The sequence below is a fragment of the Candidatus Poribacteria bacterium genome (assembly GCA_021295715.1).
Taxonomy (GTDB): domain Bacteria; phylum Poribacteria; class WGA-4E; order WGA-4E; family WGA-3G; genus WGA-3G.
The window spans coordinates 57738-76566 of sequence record JAGWBV010000002.1 but is presented as its reverse complement, the minus strand read 5'-3'; the positions used below and the strand labels follow the sequence as shown (position 1 = coordinate 76566).

General features: G+C 47.9%; 15 protein-coding genes. 7 read left to right on the top strand and 8 right to left on the bottom strand.

What is annotated here, in order from left to right:
• Window positions 1-14: 14 nt before the first annotated feature.
• The 3 genes from J4G07_00780 to J4G07_00770 form a co-directional block, all read right to left on the bottom strand.
• Window positions 15-761 (bottom strand): LamG domain-containing protein, encoded by a 747-nt coding sequence (locus tag J4G07_00780; GenBank protein ID MCE2412514.1) that lies wholly within the window; start codon window positions 759-761, stop codon window positions 15-17.
• A gap of 100 nt (window positions 762-861) precedes the next feature.
• On the bottom strand, window positions 862-1467 hold the full coding sequence (locus tag J4G07_00775) for a hypothetical protein (protein ID MCE2412513.1): 606 nt from the start codon (window positions 1465-1467) through the stop codon (window positions 862-864).
• A 46-nt stretch (window positions 1468-1513) separates the two neighbouring features.
• Window positions 1514-1885 (bottom strand): hypothetical protein, encoded by a 372-nt coding sequence (locus J4G07_00770; protein ID MCE2412512.1) that lies wholly within the window; start codon window positions 1883-1885, stop codon window positions 1514-1516.
• 252 nt (window positions 1886-2137) lie between these two features.
• On the opposite strand from J4G07_00770, the gene J4G07_00765 reads away from it, so the two are divergent.
• The 7 genes from J4G07_00765 (at window position 2138) to J4G07_00735 (ending at window position 11113) form a co-directional block, all read left to right on the top strand.
• Window positions 2138-2941, top strand: a complete 804-nt coding sequence (locus J4G07_00765; protein ID MCE2412511.1) for a LamG domain-containing protein — start codon at window positions 2138-2140, stop codon at window positions 2939-2941.
• Between the two features lie 66 nt (window positions 2942-3007).
• Window positions 3008-4171: a tetratricopeptide repeat protein gene (locus tag J4G07_00760; protein ID MCE2412510.1), complete on the top strand. Its 1164-nt coding sequence runs from the start codon at window positions 3008-3010 to the stop codon at window positions 4169-4171.
• Window positions 4140-5117, top strand: coding sequence for a formylglycine-generating enzyme family protein (locus J4G07_00755; protein ID MCE2412509.1), 978 nt, complete (start codon window positions 4140-4142; stop codon window positions 5115-5117). The genes J4G07_00760 and J4G07_00755 overlap by 32 nt, the downstream gene beginning before the upstream one ends.
• Window positions 5107-7239 carry a VCBS repeat-containing protein gene (locus tag J4G07_00750; protein ID MCE2412508.1) on the top strand — a complete coding sequence of 711 codons (2133 nt, stop codon included), beginning with the start codon at window positions 5107-5109 and terminating at the stop codon, window positions 7237-7239. The genes J4G07_00755 and J4G07_00750 overlap by 11 nt, the downstream gene beginning before the upstream one ends.
• Before the next feature lie 39 nt (window positions 7240-7278).
• The gene (locus J4G07_00745) at window positions 7279-9189 is read left to right on the top strand and encodes a hypothetical protein (protein ID MCE2412507.1); all 1911 of its coding nucleotides are present in this window, start codon (window positions 7279-7281) and stop codon (window positions 9187-9189) included.
• Between the two features lie 182 nt (window positions 9190-9371).
• A complete protein-coding gene (locus J4G07_00740) occupies window positions 9372-10199 on the top strand; it encodes a Uma2 family endonuclease (protein ID MCE2412506.1) in 828 nt (275 codons plus the stop codon).
• A gap of 431 nt (window positions 10200-10630) precedes the next feature.
• Window positions 10631-11113, top strand: a complete 483-nt coding sequence (locus J4G07_00735; GenBank protein MCE2412505.1) for a VOC family protein — start codon at window positions 10631-10633, stop codon at window positions 11111-11113.
• A 73-nt stretch (window positions 11114-11186) separates the two neighbouring features.
• Here the strand turns inward: J4G07_00735 and J4G07_00730 are convergent, their stop codons facing one another.
• The 5 genes from J4G07_00730 to J4G07_00710 form a co-directional block, all read right to left on the bottom strand.
• Window positions 11187-12536, bottom strand: a complete 1350-nt coding sequence (locus tag J4G07_00730; GenBank protein MCE2412504.1) for a DUF1552 domain-containing protein — start codon at window positions 12534-12536, stop codon at window positions 11187-11189.
• A gap of 131 nt (window positions 12537-12667) precedes the next feature.
• Complete coding sequence (locus tag J4G07_00725) at window positions 12668-13882, bottom strand: transposase (protein ID MCE2412503.1); 1215 nt, start codon at window positions 13880-13882, stop codon at window positions 12668-12670.
• Window positions 13883-14124: 242 nt separating this feature from the next.
• Window positions 14125-15174, bottom strand: coding sequence for an SMP-30/gluconolactonase/LRE family protein (locus J4G07_00720; protein ID MCE2412502.1), 1050 nt, complete (start codon window positions 15172-15174; stop codon window positions 14125-14127).
• A gap of 15 nt (window positions 15175-15189) precedes the next feature.
• Complete coding sequence (locus J4G07_00715) at window positions 15190-16353, bottom strand: hypothetical protein (GenBank protein MCE2412501.1); 1164 nt, start codon at window positions 16351-16353, stop codon at window positions 15190-15192.
• The gene (locus tag J4G07_00710) at window positions 16353-18794 is read right to left on the bottom strand and encodes a DUF1592 domain-containing protein (GenBank protein ID MCE2412500.1); all 2442 of its coding nucleotides are present in this window, start codon (window positions 18792-18794) and stop codon (window positions 16353-16355) included. The genes J4G07_00715 and J4G07_00710 overlap by 1 nt, the downstream gene beginning before the upstream one ends.
• Window positions 18795-18829: the final 35 nt, after the last annotated feature.

Here is an 18829-nt window from a genome sequence, read left to right as displayed (position 1 = left end):
TGTATCAAAGGATCTCAAGGATTGGTTTTGATATTTCCCCATGTGGTGGTTAATTTGCCCGCTGGGTAAACCGCCAAGGCAGATTTCAGACCTTTTGTCATAGCGACGTTGATGTCATCTTCAGTGAGCGCGACACTGAAAAACGCGATATCGTCAAACTGACCGGAATAATATTGTCCCCATTGATGCAAAAAAGTTGCCCCGATGCCGATTTCCGTTAAAATATAGGTATCGGTAACCGTCTCACCTTCTTTGCCATTGTAATAGCCCGTCGCGTTTCCTTCATCATCTAATACAAACGCATAGTGTCCCCATTTTTTGTCATCAAATTTTGGGATGACGGGTTTCCACGCCCTACCCCAAATGTCAACCGCGCCACTTTGAAACCGAATTGCGAAAGCTGGATTTGTTGGTCCACTGAGATTCGATATTAACCGATCATCATCGGCGGCGTCACTCGGTTTCGCCCACAAAACCAATGTAAGTGCCCCAGCCAACCCTAAATCCCCGACAACGACATGTCCCTTACTCTCATTTCCATCAAATTCCAGCGCGGATCCGAATTGACCGTTCTTTATCCATTTCGGACCGTTCTCAAGTTTCCCATCATTACCATTTTCAGAGAAATCCGCTGTTGTATTGCCCTTGCCCTCATCAAAAAGCCACATCCCGGCAACGGTTTTCAGATCAAATTCGGCAGCACTGATGCCCGCAAACATCAGACTCAGAATAATTAAACTCACACGCATTAAATTCGCCATTACGACCTTCATTTTTCAAACCTCACTTTTGTGTAAGCCATTTGCGAGGGCTAACACGACCAGGGCAATCATCGAGTCACCAACAGCCCAGTGTCAAAATTTACGCTTTTTGGTCAATCATGCTTGAAAGGATGCCAAGGATCTCGCCGCATTGCCTAATTGGGTAGACCTCCATATCAACATAGAGCTGCTGACCTTTCAATTTCAGGAAGAGCCACTCGGTGCCTGTAGTCGTAGCTCCATAAATACATGGAATTTCATTTCCTCTTTCTGCATTAAAGCGTTGGGCGGCGAGCATCTCCGCAACACACTGTCCTAATCCGGTTGCCGGATCAGCGTTTTTGGCTTCAACGAGGACAATAACAGGTGCCTCCAAGTAAAATTGATCTGGCGATCGGCTCACTAAAAAATCGCATACACCTGCTAATCCGCTTTCGGGATCAACACTGAAGTCAATTCCAGAAAAGAAACTAATGCGATGCTCAAAGTGCTCACGGAGTTCAACAAGAACACTGGCAACAATCAATTCCGAGCGTGCTTTCTCTGTTCTAATAGCGATCGCTAACGGCACTTTCTTTGCCAATTCCCTCGTGAGGTCTTCGCTTGGCTCCAGCGGCTCAATATCGGAGAAGATGTCTGTAGATTCAATTTTTTCAAGATGAAACGTCTTCCGTACCGTTTCTAAGGTAAAATTGCTGTATGCCATTATGATGGATTCCTCAGAATAGTCATCGGTTAAAGGTCTTCCGTGCTTATGGAAGTCCATGTTTATGGAAACCATTCGCGAGGGCTAACAAGACCAAAGCGATCATCGCCAGTCCGAAAAGCCCAATAGCAACGTAGAGATCGGCGTTCCCCTGAAAGGCGAAACTTTTCTCCAAACGCTCATTTCCGGATTGCCGAATCCTTCTCGTAAGCAGCTGCTTATCGTATGCCGTAAACTTCTGCTCGCCCGGAGATGCGAGTGCTGACCGTTGATCGAGAAACTTTTGAATCCGCCACGCTTGCCATTTTCGTAACAAGAACCGACATAGGATGACGGTGCCAGTGGTTGCGAACAAAACCGTTGCTCCGAGAAACCAATCCGTTAGAGGTAAATGCCAAGGCAGATGCTTACCTTCCATCGTTTTCTCCTTCCTGATAAGTAGGTCGTTTTCGGATACGAAATGCCGCTCCGGTTTCAGAGTCATCGCTGGTGTAGCGTTTCTACATCTTCTTAGTTATAAAATTATAGCGCATCTCAATGCGTAGAATCAATAAAAAAGGAAAATAGATTCCGCTTGACATTACGCGTCCGTTACGATAAAATAGCGGAAAATTGATGCCTAAGCGTTTTGTTTAGGCAACCCACTCACATTTCAAAGGAGATTTGTAAAATGAAAAATCGTGCTATACTGTGCGTTTTGGCGGTCCTGGGATTGGCATTCATCCCGCTGCAGAGTTTCGCCGCAGTTGACAGTGAAACCGCTGTCGGTGTCTGGCTTTTTGACGATGGCGATGTTAGTGATTCCAGCAGCTACGGAAACGATGGCGAACTTATAAACGGCGCAGAAGTTACCGATGGCGGCAAGTGGGGCAAAGCACTTAGCCTCGATGGGGACGATGACTACGTCAATGTCGCAAATTCAGATAGTTTAGACAGCACAGCCGAAGCCTACACCGGTGTCGCATGGGTGAAAATCCAAAGAAAAGGCGATCCACACGGTGGCTGCTGCGCAGATGACCACATGGTCATCGCCTTCACAACACAATGGAACAATATCCTGAACGTCTTTGGTCCCGGCAGAGGCGGAAATCAAGGGAAAATCGAAGTCGGTAGCCGTGAACTGAATCCGCGCTGGCTCTTCGGACCCACCGTTGTTAACGACGATCAGTGGCATCACCTCGCTTTCACCTACGACGGTGCGAAGAAAATCCTCTACGTTGATGGTGAAGTTGACATCGAGCAGGATACAACCGGAGTCTTTGGCGTTACAGGTGTTGATGTCCATTTAGGGGGAACACCCACCGAAAGACAAGCACTGGGATTGATGGACGAGATTGCAGTCTTCAATGTGCCACTCGAACAAGCCGATATCCAAAATCTGATGAACGATGGACTTGGCTCTGTGCTCGGTTTAACGCCTGTCACCCCGCAGGGACGGCTCACAACAACGTGGGCAGACATTAAATCACAATAATTTGGATATAGTGGTAGTGGACGGGGGTAAAACTCCGTCCCTATACATTCCTATTCCCTCGAACCTATGACCCCATTCAAATGCGTTTTCGCACTCCTGATACTGTTTTTGACCCCGCTTACCATTGCAGCACCGAGATACCATCCCGAAGCGGCACGGTTATATGATGCTGGATTACGCGCGCTCGCTCATGGAGATCAGGAAAAAGCAAGAACCGCTTTAGAGAAAGCCGTTATGCTGGATGCATCGTTGGCGGATGCACACTGCGTTTTGGGTTTGATTTATAAAGGTGCTGAGGAGACCCCTGCCGCGGCTGAAGCGTTCCAACGGGCGATAGTCGCAGACGAAAACTATATTGAGTCGTATTATGAACTGGGTGATGTGCTACTCGTTCACTTAGGCGACACCGCGCAGGCGACACAAATCTTACAGAAAGCAATCGCGATGGATACGAATCATGCACGCACGCGGACCCTATTAGGCATCGCCTATTTTCGTGATAATCTCACCGATGCGGCTATTCGTGAGCTTCAACACGCACTTAAACTCGATCCGACTTCGCTAACGGCACGTTACACACTTGGAAATGCCTTTCTTCAACAGGAAGCGTGGCAATCCGCTATTGATACTCTCAAAGCACTCATTGAAATTGATCCGTTCCACGCGAAGGCACATTTTTCTTTAGGCACCGCCTATCGTCGTATTGGAGAAACAGAAGTCGCACAGCGGAATTTACAACGTTTTGAGGTGCTATCTATTGAGGAAGAACAATTAACCCATCTCAAGCGATTTGTGCAGCTAAACCCTACCAATGCCGATCCGTGGTACCGACTCGGTAGAATCCAATTAAAACGCCAACTCTGGGCTGAGGCAACGCAATCTTTGGAACGTTATATCGCACTCGTCCCGCAAGAAACACGGGGGTATGAAGCACTCGGATACGTTCACTTTCAGGGACAGAACTACAAGCAGGCGGTAGCGATGTACCAGAAAGCAATTCGGCAGAAACCGAACGTTGCCACTTACCGCAACAGCCTTGCCGGTGCTTATTTGATGTTAAAACAGTATTCCGAAGCGATAGCGCAATACCAAACAGCCATTCAGTTAAAACCTTCCGAACCGCGCTTCTATCTCAACCTCTCCAAAGCTTACGAACTCACTGGGGCACACACAGAAGCCGAGAAGACCTATCAAGAATATGAACGTCTCACGTCAAAATCCACGGAATAGCGGTCAGCCATCAGCAGTCAGCATTGTTCCGCAAGCCCACATGTGGCTTGCGCTGCGGTCAGTAGAGCGTATGGCAGTTGCTATCATTTTCACCTGCCATAAAATTCTCTTGCTGCCAGAAACCTTCTGTTTCCGACAACCGATAGCCAATATACCGAAAGTCATCTTACTTTATATCCTTCTGGCGTTTTCACCCTGTGCATGGAGCGAGCCCGAAATGTGTCTCATCCCCGCGGGGCATTTCACTATGGGCAGCGATGACGATCTACCGAATGAAGCACCAGCACACAAAATCTATCTGGACGCCTATTATATCGGTAAAACAGAGGTAACCAATGCTGAATACCATCAGTTTTGGCTCGAAAATGGAAGCATTGGTAGTGAACACACTCCAATTAGTTATGACGGTGAATTTGGCACTTGGCCCCGCATCGCAGAAACGAAACCAAATCATCCAGTCATAGGTGTATCATGGCATTCTGCTGTTGCCTACGCGACGTGGCGAGGCATGCGGCTGCCTACTGAAGCGGAATGGGAAAAAGCGGCACGCGGGACAAACGCAAGGCGGTGGCCCTGGGGTAATACTTTCACGCAACGTATCAAAGGAGCAACCGTCCATGCGAACACATGGAAGCAATCGGGTGGACATCTGCAACCCGTCGGTGCCTATCCTACAGGGGCAAGTCCTTACGGCACGCACGACATGGCAGGTAACGTCTGGGAATGGGTCGCTGACTGGTATTCCGAAACGTACTATCGCCAGAGTCCTGATCGAAACCCAAAAGGACCGGGGATTGGGAGTCGCCGTATTGTGAGAGGCGGATCCTGGTTGAACCGGGAAAAGTTAGCGAGATGCTCCACGCGAATTGGGCAGTATCCAGCGATCGGGACCAGTTTTATCGGATTCCGCCTCGCGAAAGACGCAGGTTCCGGGCATGAAAAATAAAAGCATCCATATTTTCATAGTCCTCCTTATGTGTGTTTCATTTTCACTGTCATCTGCCGCGATCCAATTCGTTGATGTGACTGCAGAGGCAGGTATCAATTTTCGGCACATTAATGGTGCAGAAGGGGCATATCATCTGCCCGAAACGCTTGGCGCAGGTGGTGCCTTCTTCGATGCCGACAATGACGGGTATTTGGACATCTACCTTGTGAACAGCGGCTATTGGAAAGATTCACCATCAGCAGATCAAGTACTCAGTGCATTCTACCGAAACAACGGCGATGGAACCTTTACTGACATTACAACAACTGCAGGCGTGGGTAACCGAGGCAACTACGGACAAGGCGCGGCTTGCGCCGACTACGATAACGACGGAGATGTAGATCTTTACGTGACTAATTTTGGTGTCAACCAACTCTACCGTAACAACGGCGATGGAACCTTTACAAATGTAACGGCTCACGCGAGCGTCGGTGACCCAGCTTGGAGCAGCAGCGCGTGTTTTCTGGATTATAATCGGGACGGACACCTCGATCTATTCGTTGTTAACTATCTTGTGTACTCAACGGATATTCCCTACCGTCCATGTGGGGAAGATGGGATCGAAACCTATTGTCATCCGTCCCTGTTTGAAGGCGCGCCCGATACACTCTACCGCAATAACGGGGACGGAACTTTTACGGATGTCAGTCAGGAAACCGGTGTTGGCGGTATTGGTGGCTTGTTTCACGGAAAAGGGTTAGGGGTCGTCTCCGCCGATTTTAATAACGACGGTATTTCAGACCTTTATGTTGCAAACGACGATACCCGAAACGATTTTTTCTATAACAATGGTGATGGAACGTTCAGTGAGATTTCACTCCTCGCTGGATGCGCTTACAGTTTCAATGGCGTTGCACAAGCAGGAATGGGGGTCGCGACTGACGATTACAACGGCGATGGGTGGTTCGATATTTTCGTTACGAACCTCTCTTATGAAACCAATGCGCTTTACCGTAACAACGGTGACGGGACCTTTACAGATGTCATTTATGAAGCACATCTCGGTAAAGAGAGTTACCTGTTCGTCGGATTCGGCACAGGTTTCCTCGATGCGGATAACGATGGCTGGCGAGATATATTCATCGGGAATGGGCATATCATCGACAATATTGAAGACACACACGATATTTTAACCTATCGCCAGCGAGATCAGATTTTCCGTAACCAAGGAGACGGGACGTTTCAAGAAGTATCAGCGAACGCAGGGGATTACTTTCAAAGCACTGCGGTAAGCCGTGGGGCACTTTTCGGCGACTATGATAACGACGGCGATGTCGACATGCTCGTCACACAATCTAACGGTCCTGCGACCTTATTGCGAAACGAGACCGGAACACGAGACAACTGGGTTCGGATTAAAACTGTCGGTGTTATCAGCAGTCGAGACGGCGTGGGGACGCGCGTTATCTTGACGACAGGCGGACACACACAAGTCCAAGAGATCAATCGCGTCGCAAGTTACTTGTCCAGTCACGATGGTCGACTCCACTTCGGATTAGGGGCGCACACTGTTATTGATAGAGTTGAGCTGCGGTGGCAGAGCGGCGTTGTGCAAGTCTTTAGGGATCTCCCAGTAAATCGGGAACACGTTATTTCTGAGTTTTCAGACACACCTGAAGATAAACTCCTCAACGCAGCGTGGACGGGTGATACTACGAATCTTCATAGTACGAACGCGGATATGAATGTAAAAGATGGACTCGGTAGAACCCCGCTGCACATCGCTGCAGAGAACGGACACGGAGATATAGTGATGTTCCTCATCGAAAATGGGGCAGACGTGAACTTCACAGATGCTAACGGCAACACACCGCTCATCTTTATTACCCACAAGACAGGAAATCTTGAGATTACCAAAAGATTGGTTGCAAAAGGGGCTGTTGTCAATGCCCAAAACCGGACCGGTGAGACAGCATTGATGTATGCAGCGTGGCGCGGGCATACGGAGATTGTCAAACTTCTCCTTGAGCACCGCGCCGATACCACCCTGAAAAACAGACAAGGCGACACCGCACTGACGTTAGCGGAATCGAGAGGACATCTCACCATTGTGCAGATGCTCCAAGCCAGCATGGAGTAGTTTATTTTTGAAAGACTGGGAAAACTATAGGAGAATTATATGCCGTCGGCTTTAACTCGCGGTGTCACCTTCAAATCAGTTATAATATCCCTCATCCTTATCCCGATCAACTGCTATTGGATTATGTACACGGAAATGGTCTGGTGGGGGCTTTTTCCGACAACGATGTCCCTGTTTTTCAACGCAGTCTTCTTCGTATTTACGATTACCCTCCTCAATCTGCTTGTTCGGCGCATAAATCGGCAGTGGGCATTGACGCACGGTGAACTGCTCGTTATCTATGTAATGCTTTGTATGGCGAGTGCGATTGCGTCCCATGACCACGCCCAAGTGCTCATCCCGATGATCGGGCACGTCTTCTGGTTCGATACACCTGAGAACGAATGGCGTGAGCTGCTCCACCGATATATACCGACATGGGGAACAGTCCAAGATAAGCAGATTCTTGAAGGGTTTTACGAAGGACAGACAACGTTTTATCGCATAGAGGTACTACAAGCCTGGCTCGGTCCGGCTTTGTGGTGGACGAGTTTCATTGTAGTCCTTGTGTTTGTGATGTTGTGCATCAACGTTGTGCTGCGGAAGCAGTGGACGGAACGTGAGAAGCTCGCCTACCCAATCATCCAACTGCCATTAGAAATGACACGGGACAGCGGTGCGAACTTCTTCCGCGGCAGACCTTTTTGGACGGCGTTTATCCTCGTTTCGGTGTTAAACCTCATTAACGGGTTCAGTTATCTTTTCCCGACCATTCCGATCATTGGCGTTCGGTTTCGGAATATCAGCCAATTCTTCACGGAAAAGCCGTGGAACGCCATCGGTTGGACCCCTTTTTCTATCTATCCATTCGTTATTGGACTCGGATTCTTTATGCCATTGGACTTATCGTTCTCTTGCTGGTTCTTCTACCTGTTTCGCAAGATGCAACGGGTCGCTGGAGCCATCATCGGAATTCGGGGATTACCTGGATTTCCCTATGACCGCCAGCAGTCATTGGGAGCATATCTTGGACTTGCGATTTTCGCGATATGGGCAAGCCGAAAATACCTTACAGAAGTCTTTAGACAAGTCGTTACAGGACGCTCCAGACTTGACGAATCTGTCGAACCGATGCGGTACCGAACTGCCATTGTGGGTATTGTGTTAGGATGTATCTATCTCATTGCCTTCTCAGTAAAGATAGGCATTAGTATTTCCCTCGGTATTGCTTTCTTTGCGATGTATTTCGCGCTATCAACAGGTATTACCCGAATGCGGGTGGAATCGGGTGCCCCCGCACACGATCTCCATTATATGGGACCGGATTACGCCTTACCGACGATTCTTGGCTCACGAGGCATGGGAGGGTCAAACCTTACGGCACTTTCCTTTCTGTTTTTCTTTAATCGTGCGCACCGCAGTCATCCGATGCCACACCAGTTAGAGGGGTTCCAACTCGCCTCGCGGGCACGGCTCAACCCGAAACCGCTGGTATGGGTAATACTGTTAGCAGTCTTTGTCGGTTCGATCGGGTCTTTCTGGGCATATTTGCACGATGTGTATCGTTTTGGATCGGCAGGGAGTTTTGCACACCATCCTTTCAATCGACTCCAACAACAACTTAATTTTCCAATGGGACCGAATATCCCGGAAGTAACATCCATGGGTATTGGTATGGGATTCACGTTCCTTTTGATGTCTTTACGGATGCGCTTCTTTTGGTGGCCCTTCCATGCCGTTGGTTATGCTGTTTCAGGGGCAGCGGATTGGTGTATGAACTGGCTCTGGATCTCGCTTGTGATTAGCACGATCGCAAAATGGTTGATTATCAAACAGGGTGGGTTACAGTTACATCGCAAGGCAGCCCCCTTCTTCCTCGGTTTAATTCTCGGTGAGTTCGTCGCTGGGAGTTTATGGAGTTTCTACGGAATGGCGACGGAAACGCGCATATTTCCGTTTAAAGACTGGTAGCCTATCTGCTGCTTGTCTTATTGGCTTTGACTTGACAAACGCTACGCATTTTGCTAAAATTACATGAAAAGAGCATGAGGGTTAGGGCGCGCGAAACACCAAACTCGAACACACCGCAAATACCAGCAAAACCCAACACTTTAACCTATTAGGCTCCCACAGTACCCACAAGGAAAAAAATCATGGATACTCTAAAAGACTTTGAATTCAAGCAAAGGAAGTATATGCCTGTCTTTCCAAAAGCAAGTGGGAAACCGACTATCTACATTGAAGGATACCCCTGCGAGGACGATGAACCTATGGCTGCCACAGGATTCCACGCGGAACAGATTTCTAACTTTTTTGACCAACTCTATCGGTATTTTGCAATCAATCCGCACATCTATGTTGGCATTGACAATTTCATCTACTACCGTGAAGGCGACCTGACAAAATTCGTCGCTCCAGATGTTTATGTTGTTTTAGGGGTTGATAAATTTCCGCAACGGCGCAGTTTTTACACCTGGTCCGAAGGTGCCGTTCCCGCCGCTGTTTTTGAATTCCTTTCGGATTCAACTGCGAATCAAGACCGAAATGAAAAAGTGCAACTGTATTTGATGGATATGGGCGTTCCAGAATACTTCATTCATCAGCCTGAAATGAAGAAGTCCGCGGAGTTTCGAGGGTGGCGGCGAAGTCCATCGGGCGGCATCAGCGAAATCCTACCGGACGCGCAAGGGGGTTTGTTCAGCGAGACGTTAAATCTCTTATTTCGCTGGGAAAATATCCTGCCTAACGAGGTGCGACTTTTACGCCCCTATCTGCCGGATGGCACCCCGATTACGACTTCTATGGAGGAGGAGCATCTGAGAGTGGAAGAACAGCGTCTGAGAGTGGAAGAACAGCGTCTGAGAGTGGAAGAACAGCGTCTGAGAACGGAAGCCGAAGCGCGTGCTGAAGAAGAAACGGAACGACGGAAGGCTTTAGAGACTGAGTTAGAACGCCTTCGGGCACAACTCGGTCCCCGATAGAACATCTCCGAAAACATCTCAAATTGCGATTTCAGTTTTTGATAATGAAACCCATTCTCAAAATATATTTTTCCAAAGTAATGATATTATGCTTGAAACCCTTATGGTAACTGGGTTTGTAGATTTTATACTGCGAATTTCCACTGTAGATATTGAATCAAAGCGTGTCCGTTATTTTACAACAGAATGCCAGATAATTTCGGCGGAATTTCTCCTTAACTATTTGAATATGTTACTGAGAAAATGTTGATGGGAGGATCAATTGAGGTCTATCGTTCGATCTAATTCAGGCATTCAGGTCAAACGCATAATATTACTGAGAGTAATGAGAACACCACAGGGTCCTATGCTAAAGACTGGAACAACTTGATCTGTTTCCAGTTTCGTGATAAATTGAGGTTACTAATTTCGATACCAGCGGAGGGTGAAAAATGTTAGCCGTTAAGGAACTCGGTCATGTTGGGCTCTACTGTACCGACATCCAAAAGTCCCAAGACTTCTATACCCGTATTCTCGGTCTCACCGTTACAGACGCACATCCAGAAGGACATATTATTTTCCTGAGTGCACAGCCAGAATCGGAACACCATGAACTGGCGTTGTGCCCCGGCAGGGATGTTCCACCCGGATCAAAAGTCGTTCAACAGGTGTCATTTATCGTCGAGGATCTCGCAGATTTAAAGCAGTTCCACGCGCTTCTGAAGTCGGAAGGCGTAAGAATTCGCAGTGTGGTAAATCACGGGATCTCTTTGGCAATTTACTTCTATGATCCCGACGAGAACGTCGTTGAGGTATACGCTAAGACCCCGTACAAGGTCCCACAACCGTTCTCTGAGGACGTAGACCTTGACTTAGATGATGGCGAACTGATGCGGATCGCAGAGACTGGATTGTCTGCCGAAGATACCCATTAATATTGAACGAATAATGAGGGATGTGGGGAAACTGGAAAGAGGCGCGCTTGTGGGGCGCGCCTATATTTTCGACCTAAGAGAGTCCTTGTAAACTACCAGTACTATCGCCTAATTGTGCGAGGTTGACATCCATGCGATTGAGCATTGATAACCAGAGATTGTTGAGCGGGGTCTCCTTCGGATAGCGGATGTGACGACCGCTTTTGATCGTGCCACAGCCATTTCCAGCGAGCAGAATTGGGAGATCGTGGTGGCTGTGTCGGTTGCCATCTGCATTCCCGCTACCGTACAGAACCATTGAATGATCTAAGAGCGAACCATCCCCTTCAGCAGTCGCGTCCATTTTTTCTAAGAAGTATGCCAACTGTTGAGAGTGGAAGATATCAATGCGTTTGATTTTTTCTATCTTCTCTTCATCACCACTGTGATGTGACAAGTAGTGGTGTCCCTCTGGAACGTCGACAAACGGATAGGGTTTGTTGCTCCCTTCATTTGCGAGGACGAAGGTCGTAACGCGGGTTACATCCGCCTGAAATGCGAGTACCATCAGGTCCATCATGAGATGCAGATGCTCCTGATAATCTGCTGGAATTTCCTCCGGCACGGTATAGTTTGGGCTTTCGATCGGTGGGAACTTTTCAGCTGATGCGATTCTCATTTCAATGTCCCGGATAGAGGAGAAGTACTCATCGAGTTTCCGGACATCATTCCCACTGACCTGACCGAGTAACTCTTTTGAGTCCTGTCTGACAAAATCGAGGATACTTTTTCGCTGTTGATCGCGTTCCTCTCGTTGTGTATCAGGCAGAGAAGAGAACAGCCGTTCAAAAGCGAGTTTCGGATTTACCTCTTTAGGAAGCGGTTGCGTGCCGGAACGCCATGACAGTGTTGATGAATAGACGCAACTATAACCGGAATCGCAATTTCCCGCTCTTCTTCCAGGATCGATTCCGAGTTCAAGCGAAGGCATTCGGGTCCGATTACCGATATGCGATGCCGCGACTTGGTCAACAGAAACGCCAGCCTGAATGTCAGCACCATCCGTCTTCCGGGGCTGTGCACCGGTAAGGAAAGCTGCCATAGCACGGGCGTGATCCCCACCACCGTCCCCATTCGCACGGGCTTTATCAGCCGTTAGACCGCTTAGCACCAACATCTTGTCTTTCACATTTTCCAGTGGTTTCAGGATATCCGTGAGTTCATAGTTAGCTCCGACCTGCTTCGGGGTCCACTCCTCCATAATTTTTCCATTAGGCACGTAAAGGAATGCCATCCGATTCGGAACTGTCTGGTGTGCTATCCCACTTGCGGGAGCGTTTGCCCACGAGGTAAGAGGTCCCATTACCTCCAACCACGGTAGCGCAATACTCACACCTAAACCGCGTAAAAACGTTCGACGTGAAAGTTGTTTTGAAGTGTTCATAATTATTTCTTCGTCAACTCCCAATAGTTAAGACAGTAGAAATTTGCAAAAAACCTTATGTCACTATGTGATTTGCCGTTCCAGAACTCCTGTGATAGACCCAAGCCTAAAGACTTGGGCTTCCGCAAAAGTTAAGCAGAAGCATTTGTGGAATTGAGAACCGAACTGGACGGTTCAACGGAGCAGCCAACAATCCTATTGAAGAGAACCATCGGTCTTACAACGCCTAACCCAAAGGAAGCTACCCCTTCCTTAAGAATGTTCATCGCAGCGTTCTGGTCGCGGTCGAGATGTGTATCACACTTCGGACACGTCCAGTTTCTATCTGCGAGCGTGAGATTTTCATTTTTATGTCCACACACAGAACAACATTTTGTTGTCGGAGACCATCGATCAATCTGCAGCACAGACCGCAGACGCTTACAGGCTTGGTACTTGAGCTTCTGCATGAACTCACCGAAGGCGAGGTCAGACACCTGTTTTCCCCACAGTTTCTTCATACCCCGAAGGTTCAGGTCTTCAAAGAACAGCACATCAAACTTTTGGCACACCTCTATTGCAAGTTTCCAATGGTGGTCTGTTCGCTGGTTCGCCGTTTTCTTGTGGATACGCGCAACGTTCTTACGTTCGCGTTCACGGTTGTTAGACCCTTTCACCTTTCGGGAATGCGCCTGTTGTGCGCTCGCCAACTTATCAGCGTTGTGTGTGTAGAACATAGGAGACCCGTAGCATTCACCGTCAGGGTTTCCAGTTAGGAAGTCTTTGATACCCATATCGAACCCTTCAGCCTTACCTGTCTTGGGTTCGGGATTGACTTCATTACAATCTTCTGTGAGCGTGATATACACGTCTCCGAGGGCGTCTCTTGTGAGTTGCACTTGCACAATTCTGCCTTCCATCGGTCTGTGCAAGGCGAAGCGATACCAACGCCCGTTGAGACGGATACGATACGTTGGGTGGGTTCTTTCGTTTTTCTGTTTCGGCAAAAGATATTCAAATTTGACGTGTTCACCGCGAAAGGTCATGCCTTTATGTTTCTTACACGGCTTGAATTGAGGGTGTCCTCTGCCGAGCGTTTTCATTTCACGAAAACTTTGTGCCAAACGCTTCAGCATATTTTGCAAAGCCCATGAGTAGGGGATATTCCAATGTTGATACTTCTCAAGTTTCTTGAGTTTCGTCAAATGGGCAGACATTTTCCGATAGGAAAGTCCTTTCCCATAGCGACGGTAATATCGCATGCAGAGAGCAATGAAGTGGTTTCGCACAACGCCAATGATATTACACTCGTCGTGCAAGTGGCGTAACGTCTTATCTTTGAAAAGTTTGTGTTTTGTGTTTCGCATGGACTGTCACACATTACACCTTTAACCCCTGTATAGTGGGTCGGACCGACACGCCACCCAGCGGTGACGCTATACGTGTCGGTCCAATGTGATATGAGTATTATACCACAATTTCGGACCAAACGTCAAGGAAAAAATGAACGTTTGGGTCCTTTCCAAGAGGGCGGTGTCTACATCCCAAACCTAAAGGATTGGGTTTTGACACCGAAGGATGCCTGACGCTGCGCGTTTATGGCGCACATTTAAAAATAAGGCACCCCCTGTGCGTTGACATAAACTGAATAGAGAGACTGGCTACCTGCCATAAAGAGCCTGTTTCGTTTCACACCGCCGAAGCAGATATTTGCACAAATTTCGGGCAGATGGATCTTCCCGATAAGTGTTCTGTCTGGTGCGAAAATATGTACACCGTCGTAGCCTTCGCCGACCCAACCAGTACCTGCCCACAAGTTTCCATCGGTATCGCACCGAAGCCCGTCAGCAGCACCGGGTGCCATATCAGCGAATACCTGGTTGTTAGCCAACCGTTCACCGTCTACGACATCATGGGTAACGATGTTTTTCGGTGGACCGGTATCAGCAATGTAAAGTTTATTGTAGTCGGGTGAAAAACAGATGCCGTTCGGTCTCTCAATTTCATCCGTTACAACGACTGCTTCACCGGTGTCTGGATTCAGACGGTAAACGGAAGTCGGTAATTCAAATTCTGCTTTGTGTCCTTCATAATGGGATAGGATCCCGTATCCGGGATCGGTAAACCAGATATGTCCATCAGGATGGACGACTGCATCGTTCGGTGCGTTGAAGCGTTTGCCCTCGAAGTTGTCTATGAGAACGGTAACCGTTCCGTCATATTCGGTTCGTGTGACACGCCGTGTGCCGTGTTCACAACTGATGAGTCTACCTTGCCGATCGCGCGTGTGTCCATTGGTGTAGTTAGAGGGTTTGCGATAGACGCTCACCATACCGGTGGCTTCCTGCCATTTCAGAATACGATTGTTTGGAATGTCACTCCAAAGGAGGAAACCGCCATCACCGAACCAGACAGGTCCCTCTGCCCAGCGCGATCCCGTCCACAGCCGTTCTACGACGGCGTTTCCAATCTTATACTGTGCGAAACGCGAATCAATGACTTCAACCGCTGGATCGGGATAACGCGTAATCGCTTTTCCCTCTATGGATGTGTCTGCCCAAGCCACAACGGACCCCACCGTTTCCAACCAAGGTAAAGCGGCACTGACTCCCAAACCGCGTAAAAATGTCCGACGTGAAAAATGTTTTGATGTGTTCATAAGCCTCTCCCAGATTTACATAACATTAGACGTGCCCCACCGTTCGACATACATAAGCATAATTTCATGAATAAACTCATATTTCTCAGGGCAACAGGAACGGAGTCTATGGGGTGATACAAGATAATTTGCGATACTTTCCGCCATATCCTCATTTGGATCTTTTTCAGAAGCGTAATCTGATACAAACGCTGCCCGTTCTTTGGTTGTTGACCAACCGGACCCACTTGTTCCTTCTCGATACCACCCCCCAAGTTTTGCCCAATCCAATTTAAGCTCTCTATTAAAAACATAAGCCCATAAAAAATGTGCCTTTTCGTGGGCAATTATACGACGTGTATTAATAAAATTACGAAAATTACGGCGAGTGAAAATAGATTCAGCAAACTCTATGTAACCACGACTGGTCAAGGCATGACTCACGCCTCTGTTTTCATCATCTTCGTTATCGATTCTGCGAACTATATACTTCAATCGAGGTATTTTATGTAATGCCTGAGGGAATGCTTCAAATACTGATATAATAAGCATCAGATCCCTATTTTCAAAATCCGAATAGCGTTTTGTTGTTTTATTTTTCGTTTCATCGGGTAATGAAGCATAAGAGGGGACATATATACCATATCTTTCTTGCAATATTAACTCTATTACGGCTCTGTTCGTTCCACTCTCTGTTATGTATTGAACGACTGCATAATATAGGTGCTTGCCTGGAGACAGAACCTCTTGAGATTCCTCAGCTGGAAAGACATCTCTACTAATCGTAACGAACTTTAACTTATCCTTAGATTCAATCTTAATATCATTTTCTAAGCCATCGTCAGTTATACTCCATCTGGAAAATTGGAGATTCAGATTTGGGAATATAGATTCAAAGGCCTTTAAAAGCATAGCGGCATCTTTTTTCGTCCATGTAGCATCCAAGTAAACGGAATATTTTTGCTCTAACTGGGACATAGGATTGTTATCTGGTGTTTCATAATGAAAATGAGATGTAGCACAACTTGGCTGGAGCAAAATCATTAATAAAGAGAGAGCAGCAAGACTGAGAGACACACCAAAAGACGCGCAGCCTGAAGTGAAATGGAAAGATTTAGACTCTTCGTTTATACGGAATAGGCGCGTCCATCGAAGCAACTCAACTGACCGAACTGCAAGGGAGATTAGAAAAATTCGCATTATAAATTGTCCTTTGCGCCGCGTCGTAACCGGAACGGATCACTCTTGACGATCTCTGTAATCATCACAGAGCTTCTATACCCCTCGGCTTCAAGTTGTGCCACGATCTTGTCAACAGCTGATCGGTCGTAGTATTCCAATCCCCTGCCTAAAGCATAGGTTAACATTTTCTCTGTCAGGCAGCGTAGGAATTGCTGTTTTCTGTCTTTTATGACCTGTTTCAGGTCTGCAGCACCGCGCAAAATCGTTCCGTCTGGCAATTCCGCCGTTGTATCAATACTCAATTCTCCATCTTTCCATCGAAAAGCCCCAATCGCGTTGTAGTTTTCAAGCGCGAATCCGATGGGGTCCATTTTCGCATGGCAGTTAGCACATGCGGGATCTGCTCGGTGTTGCTCAAGACGTTCACGTAGGGTACTCCCGTGAATCGCCTCACCCTCTTCTTCTAATTCCGGGACATCCGGTGGCGGCGGTGGCGGCGGTGTACCGAGTATCTGTTCCAGAACCCAGCGTCCCCTTTTGACGGGAGAGGTGCGCGTCGGATTAGAGGTAACCGTCAAGACGCTGGCGTGACTTAGGACTCCACCGCGTGAGTTGCCTTGTATCTTGACGCGGCGAAACGATCTGCCTTTAATCGCTTCACCACCGGGTACGGGGTTCTTTTGTCCTCTCCAGTTTCCCTGTGTATCCATAATGCCGTAGTGATTTGCCAAGGGAGAATTGAGGAAGGTGTAATCGGCATCGATCAGATCCAAGACGCTCCGATCTTCGCGAAAGACGGATTCGACAAAAAGTTCTGTCTCCTTTAGCATAGCGAGGCGCAAGCTGCCTGTGAAATAAGGAAATTGTTCGAGATCAGGTGCAGCCGTTGTCAATCGTTGAATTTGAAGCCATTGGGTTCCGAAATTACGTCCTAATTCAGATGCCTTTGGATCTGCCAACATGCGTTTAACTTGGGACTCAAGGTTGACCGTTAGCAGCTTCTTCTCAGCGAGTTCAAGGAGTTCGTCATCCGGCATGCTGCTCCACAAGAAATAGGAGAGCCGAGAGGAGAGTTGAAACTCATCAATCGGATACGGTTCTGAATGCTGCGGACGATCGTCTAACTCCAACCGAAATAGGAATTTCGGTGAGCAAAGAATGACTTTAATCGCTTCTTGGATGCCCGCTTCCCACGAGACCCCGTCGGCTTGGACGGATGCTACAAACTGTGCGAGTTGTTCCACTTCGTTTTTGGTTGGTGGACGACGGTAGCCGCGCCGAAGCAAACGCGTTAGCACTTCACGGGTCTGTTCTGCCTGCGGGATCCCGAGTGTGCATGCCAGAATTTCAAAATGCGAATCGGGTCTGGTTTCTAATGGTCCCTCTGACCAGAGCGTGCGAATCTGGAGTTTAGCGTGCGGTTCACCCTCTATTGGTTTAAGCATCGCAATACCCACTTTTTCAATGTTAGGAATACCAGTAATAAGGAATTCAATTGTCTGTCTCTTCTCATCATCGCGGGCGGTAATCTCAAAAGCCTTCAAGACCTTGATATTATTGTTTGCCGTAGGATCTATGCCAACTAAACGAGCAAGTTTCTCCGGTGGGGTTACCTCCACCAACTCGTTCCCCTGAATGAATAAGACAACTTCCACAGGGGTTTCGCTGTCGGTTTCAGCGTAAAGTGTTGCGCGGTAGACGATTTTTACGTCGGGGGCTATCCTGAAATTGCTCGCGCCCGTTGTAAAAGGACCAGATTTCCACGCTTCTGTGGCAGTTGGATCGAGCAGTCGGTAACGTTCATTAGAGACATCATCGTGGCGGGGTTCCAGACTATTACCGCTCTGGTAACGTTTGGATGGCGGTGGTGGATCCAACAAGATAACGCGTGTGGCAATTGCCTCCGCGGCTTCAAGGTAGCGTTCCATTAGAAGTGGTGACATCGTGAGCACGTCACCGATGTTATCAAACCCGTGTCCGACATCATCTGCGGGAAAATTTTCGGTCGGATTAAAATCAGCACCCAATAGGTCGCGGACAGTATTTTTATACTCGACTCGATTGAGTCTTCGGACGGTAACACGTCCCGGGTCGGGTTTAGCTGCGCGGTCAGCGTTTTCAAAAACTGCATCAATGTGTTCAACAAATGATTCGGATACCTCTAATGGCGGTTGCTCGCTCTCTGACGGTGGCATTTGTCCTGTCGTAACCATATCCAGTATACGTTCCGAGATGTCTCGATTCTCAATTAACGAGCGATTATCCGTGAATGAATCCAAGGAAAGTTCAGCGGCAGGCTGGTCACCGGCGTGACAACTCAAACAGTATTCTTCCAAAAATAAAGCACCATTCTGCGAAAAGTCGGAAGTGTCCTTTTCACCCGGGTTGGCAGCAAGTGCAATGAGCAGTAGCACGAAGATCAAGCAAAAACAAGATGAGACATAATTGAGCGAAATCATGAGTATGTTTCCTGAACTGTGGAAATGGGGTTTGC